Source organism: Methylopila capsulata (assembly GCF_016907975.1).
Classification (GTDB): Bacteria; Pseudomonadota; Alphaproteobacteria; order Rhizobiales; family Methylopilaceae; genus Methylopila; species Methylopila capsulata.
The window spans coordinates 65,220-78,804 of sequence record NZ_JAFBCY010000005.1 but is presented as its reverse complement, the minus strand read 5'-3'; the positions used below and the strand labels follow the sequence as shown (position 1 = coordinate 78,804).

Here is a 13,585-nt window from a genome sequence, read left to right as displayed (position 1 = left end):
CCCGCCAGCCGTCGGTGCGATGCGCGTTCCGGGATCGGAGGGACGGCTGCCAAAATGATCTCAAACCCGCTTGGACGAGGTCGGGACCGGTACCGCCAATCGCGCCCGCGCTCAACCCTGCTCGGACTCGCGGGATCAACCGCAGAGATCGGTCGACCTTCCGCCGCGTCGTCGGGGCGGACCGCAGGACGGTCGTCCGGAGGCGTCGTCAGGGCAGATCCTCGAGCCGCCAGCCGCCGGTCGCGATCATCGCTTCCATGATCGCCCAGTCCGTCTGGGAATCGAGATTATGGCTTCGATCTTCGGGCATGACGAAGGGCAGCGTTCCTGCGGGAAGGAACACGCCGTCGCGCAGGAAACGCTGCACGGAGATGAGGTAGAAGGCTCCGTTCAGCCGGTAGGGCTGCGGCAGAGCCTGGCGAGGGCCCTCGAAGCCCGCGTCGAGGTAGGGAACCAGCCGGCCGTCGACGATCCTTCTGAGCTTTTCCGGACGAGGCTCGTCATGAACGGCGACGCTGACGGCGGCTTCCGCGTCAGAGCTCTCGAGAGCCGCGCAGAGGTTCTCCAGATCGTCGAGCCGCCGGAACGGCGACGTGGCCTGAAGAATGAGAAGATAGCCGTCGCGCACCAGGCCTTGCCCGATCAGATGCGCGACCACGGAGGCCGTGGTCGCCGCGTCGTCGGCAAGGTGGGCGGGACGGAGCTCGGGCGTCTGCACGTCGTAACGCCCGGCGACGGCGTGCATCTCCGCGTCGTCGGTCGAAACCCAGGCTCGGTCGATCCGCGGGCTGGCCAGCGCGAACCGGATGGCGCGCTCCAGCAAGGTGGCGCCGCCGACGGGGCGCATGTTTTTCCCCGGGATGCCCTTTGACCCGCCCCGGACCGGAATGATCGCGGTGAGCGGTTCGCCCCTCACCATGAGTAGGTCAGCATCTTTTCGATCGAGAGATCGGCGGTCGCGAGCACCTCGGCGATGCGCCTGCCCGCGAACCCGTCGCCGTAGATGAAGTCGCGGGGCCGTTCCGACAGCGTCCACATCCGCTCGATGGCCGCGGCGATGTCGTCGCTCCCGTAGCCGACGTCGACGACGTTCCGGCCTCGGTCGCGGCCCTGTTGGCGCGTTCCGATGTTGACGGCCGGCACGCCGAGGTAGGCGCATTCGCGCAGCGCGACCGAGGAGTTGCCGATGATGCCGCGGCTTCCGATCAGCACCTTGAGGAAGTCGAGCGGCTGCATGTTGCGGTAGAAATGCGTCCGCCTGAGCTTGCCGTGCTCGCGCGCGACGCGGAGCGCCTTCGAGGTGCCGTCCGACCCTGCGTCGACGTTGGGCCAGAACCAGAGCGTCGGCTTGTCGGCCGCCTCGACGGCGTCGATGAGCGCCTCGGCCTGCGCGCGGCTCTGGTCGTGCTCCGTCGTGACGGGGTGCTGCATCACGACGACGTAGGGCTGCGTGACGTCGATCCCCGGCCCCACGCCTGCGTAGCGGCCGACAATGGCCGAGATGTCGGCCGGGTCGGCCTCCAGCGCCTGCCTAGCCAGGTCGATGGAGGGGCAGCCGGTCAAGAAGATCCGTTCCGGCCGCTCGCCCAGAAGCTGCACCCGCTTGTGGGCGCTCTCGCAGCAGACGAGATGGACGTCGGCGAGCTTGGTGTTGGCGTGGCGGGTCTTCTCGTCGATCGAGCCGGTGACTTCCCCGCCCTGCAGATGAACCAGAGGAATGTTCATGTAGGCGGCGGCGATCGACGTCGCGATGGTCTCGTAGCGATCTGCGATGGTGATGACCATGTCAGGCTTGAGATCGTCGAACACGGTCGCGAGTTCGGCAAGTCCGAACCCGGTCGATTTCGCCGAGGTCACGAGGTTCTCCCCCTCGACGATCATGTAGACGGTTCTGTCGACCTTGAAGCCGTCGCTCTCGATGACCTTGATCGCGCCGCCGTAGCGGTCGAGCAGCGCCGAAGCGGCGACGACGAGCTGCAGTTCGAGGTCCGGATGGTCCCGGATCGCCTCGAGCGCCGTCCGCACGCGTGAGTAGCTTGGGCGCGCGGTGATGACCACGCAGACTTTTCGCGTCATGACGGTGCGATATCCTTGCGGAAAATCCGAGTGTCCCTCGCCACGTCCCGGGCGAGACGGCGGCCGATCAGCGTGTCCAGCTCGGCGGCGGGAATCCCGCCCCCGGGCTTCTTCAGGGCGAGGTCGTCGCGGGCGAGCAGCGCGCCGGCCGGCAGGTCGCGCGCCGCGACCACACTCTTGAAAAAGATGTCGCGCATGCCGGCGACGTCGGACCCGACCACCGTCTTGTCGAGGGGAGCCGCCCGCATGCGCTCGACGAAGGCGACGCCCTCCACGATCGTCTTCAGCTCGTCCGGCGTCACCGACGCGGCGACGTCAGGCCCGAACATCTCGCGGCTCATGGTGAGGTGGACCTCGACGACCTCCGCGCGATGCGCCGCGACCGCGGCCAGCGCCGGGAAAATCGTACCCGAATGGTCCGACAGTCCGACCGCGCAGCCGTAGCGCGCGCGCAGCTCGTCCAGCACGTTGAGGCCGATCGCCTCCGGCGGCGAGGGGTAGCGCGTGGTGCACTGAAAGACGGAGAACGGGGCTCCGGCGGCGCGCGCGAGCGCGACCGAGGGGTCGATCTCGTCCAGCGGGCTCATCCCGGTCGAGAGCATGATCGGCCGTCGATCTTTCGCCATCTCGGCGATCATCGGCAGGTTCGTGAGCTCGCCCGACGCGACCTTCCAGGCAGCGACGCCCAGCCTGCGCAGCAGCTCGACGGCGTCCGGCGAGAACGGCGAACTCAGGAAGACCAGCCCGCGGCGTTCCGCGTGCTCCTTCAGGCCGGCCCACTGTTCGGCCGTGAACTCCATGCGCCGCCAATAGTCGAAGCGGCTGTCGTCCTGTTGGGAAAACTTGAGACGCCACGGCTCGGCGGCGGTGCTTTCGGCCTGGGCGATGTGCGTCTGGAACTTGACGGCGTGGGCGCCGGCCCGCGCGGCGCAGTCCACGTAGGCGTGCGCCTGTCCCAGGCTGCCGTCGTGCGCCTGCGCGATCTCGGCGATGACGGCGCAGGAGGCGCCAGGTTCGGGAGAGGCGAGCCAGTGGGGGGCGAGGGGGGTCGTCACGTTGCGGGGATCGGCTTCACGTTGGGGTCAGACGGAAGATGCGATCGGAGATCCGCCGCACGGAGGGCGGCTTCATCGCCAGCGCTTCGCCGAAAGCGGCGAGCCGGCGTTCGATCTCGGACGTCTCGATGGGCGGAAACTTGTGGGAGAAGTAGGCCGGGCTCGCCGAGGATCCGGGGACGCCGGCGCGCCGCTTCTGGCTGATCCTGCGGCGCAAGGCCTGGCCGTGGCCGATGACACGGCGCCATGGCGAAGGCGCGGGGCGCCCGGCGGCGAGCAGCGCCTCGATCGTGTCGATCACCCGCTCGCTCGACCGCCGGCCGTCGATCGAGGCGACCATGGTTTCGAGCGCGGCGCGTTTGTCGGCCGGGAAGGAGTCAGTCAGATCGGCCTGAGCCAGCATCTCGAGCAGCGCGTCCGGAGTCCGCGCGTCGAGGCTCACCTGCGTCGGCTGAGGGATTTCGTGGTCCGGCGCGACGATCGGACGGTAGGAGATCGCGACCCTGTCGAGCATCGCGGCCTCGATCGCGGTGGTGCAGCCGTTCTGCACGATGTGTCCGGCGGCGAGCAGCCAGGGCAGCAGGTCCGAGTCGTAGCGCACGATCACGTTGGGCAGACCCGCGCTCGCCTCGCGCCAGCGTCGGTCGTTCTCGTCGGGGTGCGGGCGTACGACGATCCGGCGGTTTGGAAACCGGCGCGCGATCGCAGGCAGCACGGCGGTCATCTCTTCGTAGAGCGCCAGACGGTGGGCGAGATAGGCCGCCGGGAATTTGGACTTGCGGGCGATCGCCTCCAGATCGCGGCTGCCGTCTCCGCCCTGCCCATGCCCCAGCAGGTGGTTCACCCAGCCGAAGTTCGAGTTGATGAGGATAAAGTCGCCATGCTCGGCCTTCAGCGCGGCCGCGCGCGCTTGGTACGGCGTCCGCAATTCTGGCCTCAAAAGGTCCGCGCGCGGATTTCCGACGAGCGAGACGTCGGCCGACAGGCCTGCGAGCGCCGGCGCCAGCGCCGCGGCCTGCTGCGCGCCCCAGAGGAAGATCGCGTCGAGCCCCGCGAGCGCCGCGCGGCTTGCGCGGCGTTCCCGATAGGACGGCTCGTTCAACCACACCATGCCTTCCTCGTCCCAGGCCGCCACCACATGGCCAAGGTTCCCAGCAATCTTTATCATGACATCGCTGGAGCGATGAAAATTCGGCGGAAGGAAAACCCCGGGCGAGAGGCGGTGGATCGAAAGATTGACCAGGGCTTTGACGCCGATCGTCACGGCGATGCCACGTTGCGCGGCGTGCAACGACAGTAGCAACTTCGCGTCGAGCTCACGCGCCGCGGTCTCTACCGGAATGATCAGGTGCTTCTGGCGATGGTCCACTGGGGTTCCCGGCGGGTGCGGACCGGAGACGCTCGCGCCCAATGCCGGCGGGGTACACCATCCGATTCCGGCTTGCAACGGGCGGACAGTCCGGCGATGTATGCGTCCTCTCCCATGCTCGACGCCCGAACGGAACAGCTTCCCAGGCTGTCATCTCGTAGGCGCGAGGCGCACACGAGACGGAACGTGACCGCCGCAGACCCCTTCGCTTCGCTGCTCTCCCGGATCGTGTCGCGGACCGCCACCGCCGGCGTCGTCGGCCTAGGTTACGTCGGCCTGCCGCTGGCGCTTGCGATCGTGCGGGCGGGATTTTTCGTCAAGGGGTTCGATATCGACGCGGACAAGGTGTCTCAGCTCGAGGCGGGCCAGTCCTATCTCGGCACCGTCCAGCCGGCCCATGTGGCGGACGCGATGGCGATCGGCCGGCTGCAGCCGACCGCCGACTTCGCCCTGCTCGCCGACTGCGACGTCGTCATCATCTGCGTCCCCACGCCACTCACCAGGCATCGCGAGCCCGACCTTCGGTTCATCGAGGAGACGGGCCGCGAAATCGCCCTGAGGCTGCGGCCGGGCCAGCTGGTCGCGCTCGAGTCCACGACCTATCCCGGCACCACCGACGAGGTGCTGCGTCCGTTGCTCGAAACCTCGGGGCTTCGCTGCGGCGTGGACTTCTACCTCGGGTTCTCGCCGGAACGCGAAGACCCGGGCAATCCGCAGTTCGAGACGGTGACGATCCCGAAAGTGGTCGCAGGCGACGGCGCGCAGGCGCTCGAGCTGATGACGGCGTTCTACGCCGCCGTGGTGAAGCAGGTCGTGCCCGTATCGACCAACGCCACCGCCGAAGCGTCCAAGATAACGGAAAACATATTCCGGGCCGTGAACATCGCTCTTGTTAACGAGCTCAAGGTCGTCTTTGACGCGATGGGCATCAACATCTGGGAAGTGATCGACGCGGCCAAGACGAAGCCGTTCGGATACATGCCGTTCTATCCCGGCCCCGGCCTCGGTGGGCACTGCATTCCGATCGACCCGTTCTATCTCACATGGAAATCGCGCGAGTTCGGCTTGCCGACCCGCTTCATCGAGCTCGCCGGCGAGATCAACTCCGCGATGCCGCGCCATGTGGTCGAGCGCTTGGCGGAGACGCTCGACCGCCGGCGCGGCGTCGCTCTCAGCCGGGCCAAAGTTCTGGTGATCGGGCTCGCCTATAAGAAGAACGTGTCGGACGTGCGCGAAAGCCCGTCGTTCCGACTGATCGAGTTGATTGAAGAACGGGGCGGCGCGACCGCCTTCCATGATCCGCATGTGTCCGAGGTCCCTCCGACGCGCGAACACGCGGCGCTCGCCGGACGACGGTCGGTGGCGCTCGACGCGGACACGCTGAAGACCTTCGACGCGGTTCTGATTTCCACGGACCATGACGCGGTCGACTACGAACTGATCGCGCGCGAGGCGCACCTCGTGATCGACACGCGCAACGCGATCGCCCGCCGCGGCCTGTCCACGCAGAACACGGTGATGGCCTGACGCGACGCGGCGGTTTCCCAAGCGAGAGCTGATGCGCGGCGCAGGCAGTTGCGTTATAGCGGTCGCCACGCTCGCAACAGCGCAAGAGGCGTTCCGACGATGAACCTTCTGTCCTTCCTGAGGCCTTCCCGCACGCCCCGGCTCGATCCGAGCCGCACGCGTCAGGCTCGGCAGGCCTTCGACGCCGACGGCAAATACGACGCGTGGCAGGCGTTTTGCCAATCGGGCGCCGCGGCGCCTGCGGGCGGAGACGGAGGCCGTCTCGACGCCGACGGCTTCGAGATCGTGACGCTGCTCTCGCCCGAAGAGGCGAAGAGCGCGAAGGAGGCCTGCCTCGCGAACGCCAAGAAGATGGAAGCTGCGAAGGCGGAAATCGATTACGCCGACGTGCTTTCGTTCGAGAACACCGAGTTTCTGCGCGGCGTGGTCGAGAAAATGCTCTCGCCGGAGATGTCGCAAAAGGTCAAGGCGGTGTTCGGAAGCGAGTTCTACGTCCACTCGCTGGTCGTCAATCGCACCATGCCGGCGAAGGCGTCGAAGCGCTCGTTCCTGTGGCATTGCGACCGCGGACCGCTGAACTTTCTGAAGATCAACATGTTCCTGGATGCGACCGAGGATCACGGCGGGACCACGGAGTTCATCGATCTCGGGCAGTCGGCGGCGTTCGAGCGCGTCGGCTACACCTTCGGCCCCAACAAGGAGCGCGTGCCGGATCTGAAGCGGCTCGGCGCCCAGATCGGAGTGGCTCCTCAAGTCGAGCGCCCCGAGCTTGCGGCCGGTCAGGCCTTTATCTTCTTCCCCTCGCGGGTGCTGCACCGCGGGTTTCTTCCGAGCCGCGGCGTCCGCCACATGATGTCGTTGGTGCTTCTGCCGAGCCCGGTTCACTGGTCGCTGGCGTGGGACACGACGGTCCGGTCCGGCTTCCACGATCGCTCGATGGCGACGTTTCCCGAAAGCGCCGAGAACCTGTTCGACGTCCTGGAACTGCCCCGGCGAGCCCTATGAGGTGCGATCCGGGGGCTCCGGACCGGGCGTGAGCGGCCGGGACCCGGCTGAGCGCTCGACTTTTCCCTTTGACCTTGAAGGCGTTGCGTCCACGGCTGACGCACAGCCGGCCGCTCGTTGTTCCTGCCGGCGGCGGAGCGCGGGATCGTCGGGGCGGAGGCTGCGCTCCGCATCCAAGACAACCAGCTTAGCGGGCTAGGCATGAGACAAGTTATCATTCCCGTGATCGTGTCGACCCGGGAGCTGGATGCGAAGCTGCTTATGGCGCTCCACGCCGCGCGCGCCGGGATCGATTCCATCATCGGAAGCCACACGATGATCAATCTCGATCTCCATTTGTTCAAGCCAGGCGTCTATATCTGCCCAAGCTTCACCGCAGGCAGCGCGAAGATATCCGCGATCGCCCGGCAGCTTGGCCACGCCACAGCGGCCTTCGACGAAGCAGGGCTCGTCTGGCATGACGCCGAAAGCTATTGCCATCGCCGGATAAGCTTGAAGACGCTCGCCAATCTCGACGTTGTATTTGCGTGGGGCAAGGAGCAGGGGGACATCCTGCGGTCCGCAGGTCGCGATCTTCCCGTGAGAGTGGTCGAGACCGGGCACCCGCGTATAGATCTGCTCCGACCGGAGATCTGCGCCGCCAAGGCGAACGACGCCGCCGCGTTGAAGCAGGAGTTGGGCGATTTTATTCTCGTCACTTCGAGTTTCGGATGGATAAACGACCGCCGATATAAACGAAGCTGGCCACTTTCGAGCGACGATCTTCAGAAGATTTCCGACGAATCCCAGTTTACGCCTGAGTATGTTGAGAACAGCTGGAAGACGTTCCAAGCCTTCCAGCGCCTGCTGCCGGAGCTCGCGCGCCGGTTTCCCGACCGGAAGATCGTCCTGCGGCCGCACCCGGCCGAAGACGTCGAGGTGTGGCGGGCCGCCGCCGCAGGGCTTGCGAACGTCGTCATACGCAATGACCTCGAGATTGTGACCTGGCTTTCCGCCGCTCGCCACATGATCCATTCCGGCAGCACGACCGCGATCGAAGCCGCCTTCATCGGCCTCGACCCGATCTACTACCGGCCCTATCCGCAAGCCGGTCTGGAGTTCCGGCAGTCCAGCGCCGCGAGCGTCATCGCAAGCAGCGAGGATGAGCTGGTCGGGCTGCTGTCGGATCCTGCGGGCGGGGCTGCGCGCTCTCAGGACCTTCTTCGCAAGCTCGACCATATGGTCGCCCAGCGGGCGGGCCCGCTCGCCAGCGAGGAGATCGCGACGGTCCTCTCGGAGCTGTTCGATCGGGGGGATCTGCCCCGAGGCTCCCCGGCGGGCCGGCTGGCGGGCAAGATCAGCTCGATGGTCCGGCGCTATCGCAAGCTCAAGAAGACGGACGGCGAGGCGCCGCCGGCCGACAAGTTTCCGGCCATGGCGGCGGCGGATGTGCAGCGTCGGCTTGACGCGTATGGCGAGCGGTTGGGGATCCGCCCACCCAAGGTGGCCGCCCGTTCCGAGCGCGTGTTTCGCCTGACCGCGCGCTGACGCCGCGCGGTTTCAGACCCGGAGCCCCGCCGCGGATCTCACGGCGGCGGCCGCCGCCGCCAATTCCTCCGACGCGCGCGTCGCGGCCCGCATGCCCCCCTGAAGCAGGCCGGTCTGGTCCAGGGACTGCGCGAAGGCGTCGAGGTCGCGGTCGGTGGACACGATCCCCGACGCTTCGAGTGCGGCGAACGCCCGGCGCGTCAGAGCGCTGCGGGCGGCCAGTCGGCGCGCGATGTCGATCCGCCATGTCTTCCGGTCCGGCCGCCGCTCCAACCGGAACAGCGCCACGGGCCTTCCCCGCAGCGCCGCTTCGGCGGTCATCGCGGCGCTGTCGTCGGTGACGAGAAAGGCGTCGGCGGCAGCGAGGAAGTCCAGGTAGCGATCGGCGCCCGCGCCGAACAGGGAGAGCCGAACCGGAACGTCCGCGCCCGCCAGCGCCTCCTGAAGCGCTGTGGCGGCGTCCGCCGAGGTGCGCGGCGAGGTCGCCACCATCAGCGAGCCGCCGCTGTCCCGCGCCCGGCGCACGGCTTCCGCCCCGAGGGCGCGGGCGGCGGCGTCGTCGAAGACCAGCGGTCGGCTGTTTCCGCCGGCGATGACGCACAGCCGGGGGCCGGGAAGGGCGGCGAGATCGGCCGCGACCGGCGTCGGCGCCGGCGGGCGGCTCAGCGGCAGCGCGTTGATGATGACGTTCGGCCGCTCCGGCAGCAGGTACTGCGGCGTCGTCACGATCAGGTCGAACCAGTCGAGCGGCGCCCAGGGCCGGCCGATGTGAACCAGCTTCGTGGCGCCGCCGGACGCCTTCCGGATCCACAACGCCGCCGGGACGGAGCGCTTCCCCGCGCCGATGACGACGGCGGGCCAGGGCGGCCGCAGCGCCGCCGTGGCTTCGCGCGTCAGGGACAGGCGGGTCGCGCCGAGCAGGAAATTCGGGCGGCGGCTCCAGCCGTTAAAGGCGAGTTGCACCGGCCGCCACGGCAGGCCCGTGGCCTCGGCCAGCGTCGCGATCTGGCGGTTGTCGCCGGCGCGGCGGCCGTAGAGCGCCCAGATCTCGGGATCGGCCATGGCGCGCTCGCGGGCCTAGCGCACGAAGGCGAGCGGCGCCGCGGTCTGCGGGTGGGGGATCACCTCCATCGGCACGCCGTAGATCCGCTCCAGCGTCGCGGGGTCGACGATCTCGTGCGGCGCGCCGCGGGCGATCAGCCGGCCGGAGTGCAGCGCCACGATCTCGTCGCAGAACCGAGCCGCCATGTTGATCTCGTGCAGCACCACGATGACGCCGAGGCCCCGCGCCTCGGAGAGCCGCCGCACCAGCGCCAGCACCTCGACCTGGTGGGCGACGTCGAGCGCCGAGGTCGGCTCGTCCAGCAGCAGCCAGCTCGCCTCCTGCGCCACCAGCATGGCGAGCCACACCCGCTGGCGCTCGCCGCCCGAAAGCTCCTCCACCAGCCGGTCGGCGAAGGGCTCGATGTCGGTCAGCTCCATCGCGGTCTTGACGGCGGCGGCGTCCGCCGCGCCGAAGCGGCCGAGCGCGCCGTGCCAGGGGTAGCGGCCGAGCGCGACCAGTTCGCGCGCCGTCATGCCGGTCGCGGCCGGCGGCTGCTGCGGCAGGTAGGCGACCTCGCGGGCGAAGGCGCGCGAGCCCCAGCTCGCGATCGGCTCGCCGCCGAAGCGCACCGAGCCGCCGGTCGGCTGCTGCTGGCGGGCGATCAGCTTGAGCAGGGTCGACTTGCCAGAACCGTTGTGGCCGATCAGCCCGACCACGCGCGCGCCCTCGAAGCCGAGGGTCAGCGGTTGCAGCAGCGTGCGGCCGTCGATGGCGAAGGTCAGCCCGTCGAGTTCGAACGAGGGCGCGGCGTCGTCGGTGCGGACCGCGCGGTTGGCGAAGATCATCGGCGGGTTTCTCTCGCAAGGGAACGGGTTCGTCGTCGCCCGGCCGGGCGGGCGGGTCAAGCCTCAGCGTCGCTGCAGCAGCCACATCAGGAGCGGGCCGGCCGCCAACATGCCGATGAGGCCGGCCGGCACCTGGAACGGCGGGTAGATCACCCGTCCGAGCCAGTCGGCGCCCAGCATCACCAGCGCGCCGATCAGGGCGGTGGCGACGAGCTGCGCGGCGGGCCGGCCGAGGCCGAGGCGGGCGGCGAGGTGGGGGGCGATCAGCCCGGCGAAGCTCAAGGGGCCCACCGCGATGGTGGCGCCGGCCGCGAGCGCCGAGGCGAGCGCGAGAATGCCGAAGCTCGCGCCCGCGGGCCGCACGCCCACCGCGCGCATGGTCGCGCTTCCGAGCGGCGCGAGCGTGAGCCAGCGCAGCACCAGGCCGGAGAGCGCGAGCAGCGCCGCCCCCATCGCGGTGACGGCGAGCGCCGTGCCGGGCTCGACGTCGTAGGTGGAGCCCGCCATCCAGTTGGCGATCAGCAGCATGCGGGGGTCGCCGGTCGCCATCAGCATGGCGAGCACCGCCGCCACCATGGCGCCCAGCGCGACGCCGCCGATGAGCAGCTGCTCCGGCGCCCGCGCCTTGGCGCCGAAGGCGAGCAGCACGCCGGCGGTGAGCCCCGCGCCCAGCGCCGCCGCGCCGATCTGGACCGCGTAGGTCGGGGACGCGGCGAACATCAGCGCGAGCACGAGGCCGAGCGCTGCGCCGGAGCTGACGCCCAGCACCTCGGGGCTCGCGATCGGGTTGCGCGTTAGGCGCTGCAGCAAGAGGCCGCTTGTCGCGAGCATCGCGCCGGCCGCGACCGCGGCGAGCGCCCGAGGCCAGCGCCAGGGCAGCAGCGCCCCGAGCTCCGGGCCGGAGGCGAAGCTGAAGCCGCCGTCCGGCGTGCGGCCGAGGCCGAGCGCCACGAGGGCGAGCAGCGGCAGGCTGACCGCGAGCGCCGCGAGCACCAGCCCGGCGCGCTCGCCGCGCGGCGCGGGCGCGGACGCCGCCTCCGGCGAAGGCGTGCGCTTCAGCCGGGGCGCGAGCAGCAGCAGCACCGGCGCGCCGATCAGCGCCGTCGCGGCGCCGGTCGGGATGTTGATCGCGGTCCAGCTTTCGAGCGTCTGCAGCCAGGCGTCGGTGGCGAACAGCACGCCGGCGCCCAGCACGGCGCTCCAGACCAGGCGATGCTTCAGCCGGCGCACGCCGAGCCCGCGCGCGAGCGCGGGGGCGGCGAGCCCGATGAAGCCGATGACGCCGACCGCGCTGACGAGCGAGGCCGAGAGCGCGACGGCGACGCCGAGGCAGATGAGCCGCAGCCGCGTCACCGAGAGCCCGAGACTCTTGGCGGGCTCGTCCAGCTCCAGAAGCTGCAACGGCCGGGCGAGCAGCGCGATCGCCAGGGCGGCGAGGCCCGCGCGCCAGGCCAGCGGCCCGACCAGCGACCAGTCCTGCTGATTCAGCGCGCCGCTGCCCCAGACGTAGACGCCCATCAGCGCATGCTCGTTGAACAGCGTCAGCCCGGCCGCGGCGGCGCCCGCGAACATGGTGATCACCATGCCCGACAGGATGACGGTGAGCGGCGTGAACCGCGCGCGCCACGACAGCAGGAAGACCAGCGCCGCCGCCGCCGCGCCGCCGGTGAGCGCCACCAGCTCGCGCGCAGCGCCGACGAGGGCGGGCGCGAAAAGCGTCGCGACGCTGAGCGCGAGCTGCGCCCCGGCCGAGACGCCGAGCGTGGAGGGCGAGGCGAGCGGGTTGCGCAGCGCCTGCTGGAGCGCGGCGCCGGCGAGGCCGAGGCCCGCGCCCACCAGCAGCGCCAGCGTCGCCCGCGGGGCCAGGCTGTAGTGCACCAGAAGCTGCGGCAGGCTCGAGGCGTCGGGCGCAAACAGCGCCTGCGGCCAGTCGGCCGCGGGCAGCCGGGCGGCGAGGCCGAGCCCGAGCGCGAGACAGCCCAGCGCCAGCAGCGCGAGCGCGGCCGCCAGCGCCGGTCGAAAGCCGTCATGCACGGTCGGCGGCCTCCGCCAGCAGGCGGCCGAAGCGGGTGAGCACCGGCAGGCTGCCGAAGGCGAGCGTCGGCGCCAGACGGATCGTCCGCCCCGGCTCCGCGAAGCCCACCGCCTGCCAGATCGGGCTGTCCCGGAGCAGCGCCAGCGCGTCGGCCGGCACCGGCTCGAAGGCGATCAGCCGCGCCTCGCGCGCCTCCGCCAGCGCTTCGAGACCGACCTGCGAGAAGCCCCAGGCGTTGGGCTGCCGCGGCCAGCCGTTGACGAGGCCGAGCCGGACGAGCCCGTCGTTGTAGAGGCTGTTCCGGCCGAACACCCAGGCGGTGCGGGCGGTCTGGAAAAACACCGGCAGGACAGGCCGGTCGCGGAACGGCGCGACCCGATCGCGGTAGCCCGCGAGCGTCGCGTCGGTGCGGGCGAGAAAGGCCTCCGCCTCGTCGCGCGCCCCCAGCAGGTCGCCGAGCCGGCGGGTCGCCTCGACCAAGTGCGGCCAGGGCGACGAGCCGGTGGCGTGCACGGGCAGCGTCTCGACTCGGGCGATGCGCTCTAGCTTGGGCTTGATGCGTTCGAGATAGGGCGTCGAGAGGATCAGGTCGGGCTTCAGCTGCTGCAGGATCTCGAGGTTGATCTCCCGCGCGGTCCCGAGATTGACGAGGCCGGCGGGCAGGGCCGGCTCCACGCACCACTTGTCCCAGCCGTCGGCGCCCGCGAGCGCGATCGGCGGGCGGCCGATCTCGATCAGCGTCTGCGCGATGGCGTAATCGAGCGAGGCCACCCGCTGCGGCGGCGCGACCGCTTGCCCCCGCGCGACCGCCGGCGCCGCCAGCACGGCCATCCCCGCCAGACGCGCAAAAGCCCGGCGCGTGAGCGCCGGGCCGGGGAAGGGGAGCGAGGGACGTGCGAACGGCGGTTTCAGGTCGAAGGCCTTCTGTGGAAAGAGCCTGTTTGGCCGAGGCTTGGAGCCCGCATGGGAGGGGCGGTTTTGACGGGCGCGTTGCGTGCTTCGAGACGCCTGCCAAGAGGCGGGCTCCTCAGCATGAGGAGCTTTATCTCCCGAAACACCAACGTCCTCATGCTGAGGAGCCGACCGGAGGTCGGGGTCTCG

At 69.9% G+C, this 13,585-nt stretch carries 11 protein-coding genes; 3 read left to right on the top strand and 8 right to left on the bottom strand.

What is annotated here, in order from left to right:
• Window positions 1-208 precede the first annotated feature (208 nt).
• The 4 genes from JOD31_RS18375 to JOD31_RS18360 are packed head-to-tail and all read right to left on the bottom strand — an operon-like array spanning window position 209 to window position 4,500.
• On the bottom strand, window positions 209-919 hold the full coding sequence (locus tag JOD31_RS18375; RefSeq protein WP_204951893.1) for an acylneuraminate cytidylyltransferase family protein: 711 nt from the start codon (window positions 917-919) through the stop codon (window positions 209-211).
• On the bottom strand, window positions 913-2,076 hold the full coding sequence (neuC, locus tag JOD31_RS18370) for a UDP-N-acetylglucosamine 2-epimerase (RefSeq protein WP_204951892.1): 1,164 nt from the start codon (window positions 2,074-2,076) through the stop codon (window positions 913-915). The genes JOD31_RS18375 and neuC overlap by 7 nt, the downstream gene beginning before the upstream one ends.
• Window positions 2,073-3,131: an N-acetylneuraminate synthase family protein gene (locus JOD31_RS18365; protein ID WP_204951891.1), complete on the bottom strand. Its 1,059-nt coding sequence runs from the start codon at window positions 3,129-3,131 to the stop codon at window positions 2,073-2,075. The genes neuC and JOD31_RS18365 overlap by 4 nt, the downstream gene beginning before the upstream one ends.
• Before the next feature lie 16 nt (window positions 3,132-3,147).
• On the bottom strand, window positions 3,148-4,500 hold the full coding sequence (locus JOD31_RS18360; protein ID WP_204951890.1) for a surface carbohydrate biosynthesis protein: 1,353 nt from the start codon (window positions 4,498-4,500) through the stop codon (window positions 3,148-3,150).
• A gap of 186 nt (window positions 4,501-4,686) precedes the next feature.
• Between JOD31_RS18360 and JOD31_RS18355 the strand changes: the two genes are divergently transcribed.
• The 3 genes from JOD31_RS18355 (at window position 4,687) to JOD31_RS18345 (ending at window position 8,559) form a co-directional block, all read left to right on the top strand.
• The gene (locus JOD31_RS18355) at window positions 4,687-6,027 is read left to right on the top strand and encodes a nucleotide sugar dehydrogenase (RefSeq protein WP_271206207.1); all 1,341 of its coding nucleotides are present in this window, start codon (window positions 4,687-4,689) and stop codon (window positions 6,025-6,027) included.
• A gap of 99 nt (window positions 6,028-6,126) precedes the next feature.
• A complete protein-coding gene (locus tag JOD31_RS18350; RefSeq protein WP_204951888.1) occupies window positions 6,127-7,032 on the top strand; it encodes a hypothetical protein in 906 nt (301 codons plus the stop codon).
• Between the two features lie 222 nt (window positions 7,033-7,254).
• Entirely contained in the window at window positions 7,255-8,559 is a 1,305-nt protein-coding gene (locus JOD31_RS18345) for a surface carbohydrate biosynthesis protein (RefSeq protein ID WP_204951887.1), read from the top strand.
• A gap of 12 nt (window positions 8,560-8,571) precedes the next feature.
• On the opposite strand, the gene JOD31_RS18340 is transcribed toward JOD31_RS18345, so the two are convergent.
• From JOD31_RS18340 to JOD31_RS18325, 4 genes are all read right to left on the bottom strand, one after another.
• On the bottom strand, window positions 8,572-9,621 hold the full coding sequence (locus JOD31_RS18340) for an ELM1/GtrOC1 family putative glycosyltransferase (protein WP_204951886.1): 1,050 nt from the start codon (window positions 9,619-9,621) through the stop codon (window positions 8,572-8,574).
• Window positions 9,622-9,636: 15 nt separating this feature from the next.
• Window positions 9,637-10,449: an ATP-binding cassette domain-containing protein gene (locus JOD31_RS18335; protein ID WP_204951885.1), complete on the bottom strand. Its 813-nt coding sequence runs from the start codon at window positions 10,447-10,449 to the stop codon at window positions 9,637-9,639.
• A gap of 63 nt (window positions 10,450-10,512) precedes the next feature.
• Complete coding sequence (gene fhuB, locus JOD31_RS18330; protein WP_204951884.1) at window positions 10,513-12,483, bottom strand: Fe(3+)-hydroxamate ABC transporter permease FhuB; 1,971 nt, start codon at window positions 12,481-12,483, stop codon at window positions 10,513-10,515.
• Window positions 12,476-13,309 (bottom strand): iron-siderophore ABC transporter substrate-binding protein, encoded by an 834-nt coding sequence (locus tag JOD31_RS18325; protein WP_271206208.1) that lies wholly within the window; start codon window positions 13,307-13,309, stop codon window positions 12,476-12,478. Before JOD31_RS18325 ends, fhuB begins: the two co-directional genes overlap by 8 nt.
• Between the last annotated feature and the right edge of the window lie 276 nt (window positions 13,310-13,585).

Coding starts and splice junctions, on each gene's coding strand:
- neuC (WP_204951892.1), bottom strand. CDS start 2,076: ATGACGCGAAAAGTCTGCGTGGTCATCACCGCGCGCCCAAGCTACTCA.
- JOD31_RS18335 (WP_204951885.1), bottom strand. CDS start 10,449: ATGATCTTCGCCAACCGCGCGGTCCGCACCGACGACGCCGCGCCCTCG.
- JOD31_RS18340 (WP_204951886.1), bottom strand. CDS start 9,621: ATGGCCGATCCCGAGATCTGGGCGCTCTACGGCCGCCGCGCCGGCGAC.
- JOD31_RS18375 (WP_204951893.1), bottom strand. CDS start 919: ATGGTGAGGGGCGAACCGCTCACCGCGATCATTCCGGTCCGGGGCGGG.
- JOD31_RS18350 (WP_204951888.1), top strand. CDS start 6,127: ATGAACCTTCTGTCCTTCCTGAGGCCTTCCCGCACGCCCCGGCTCGAT.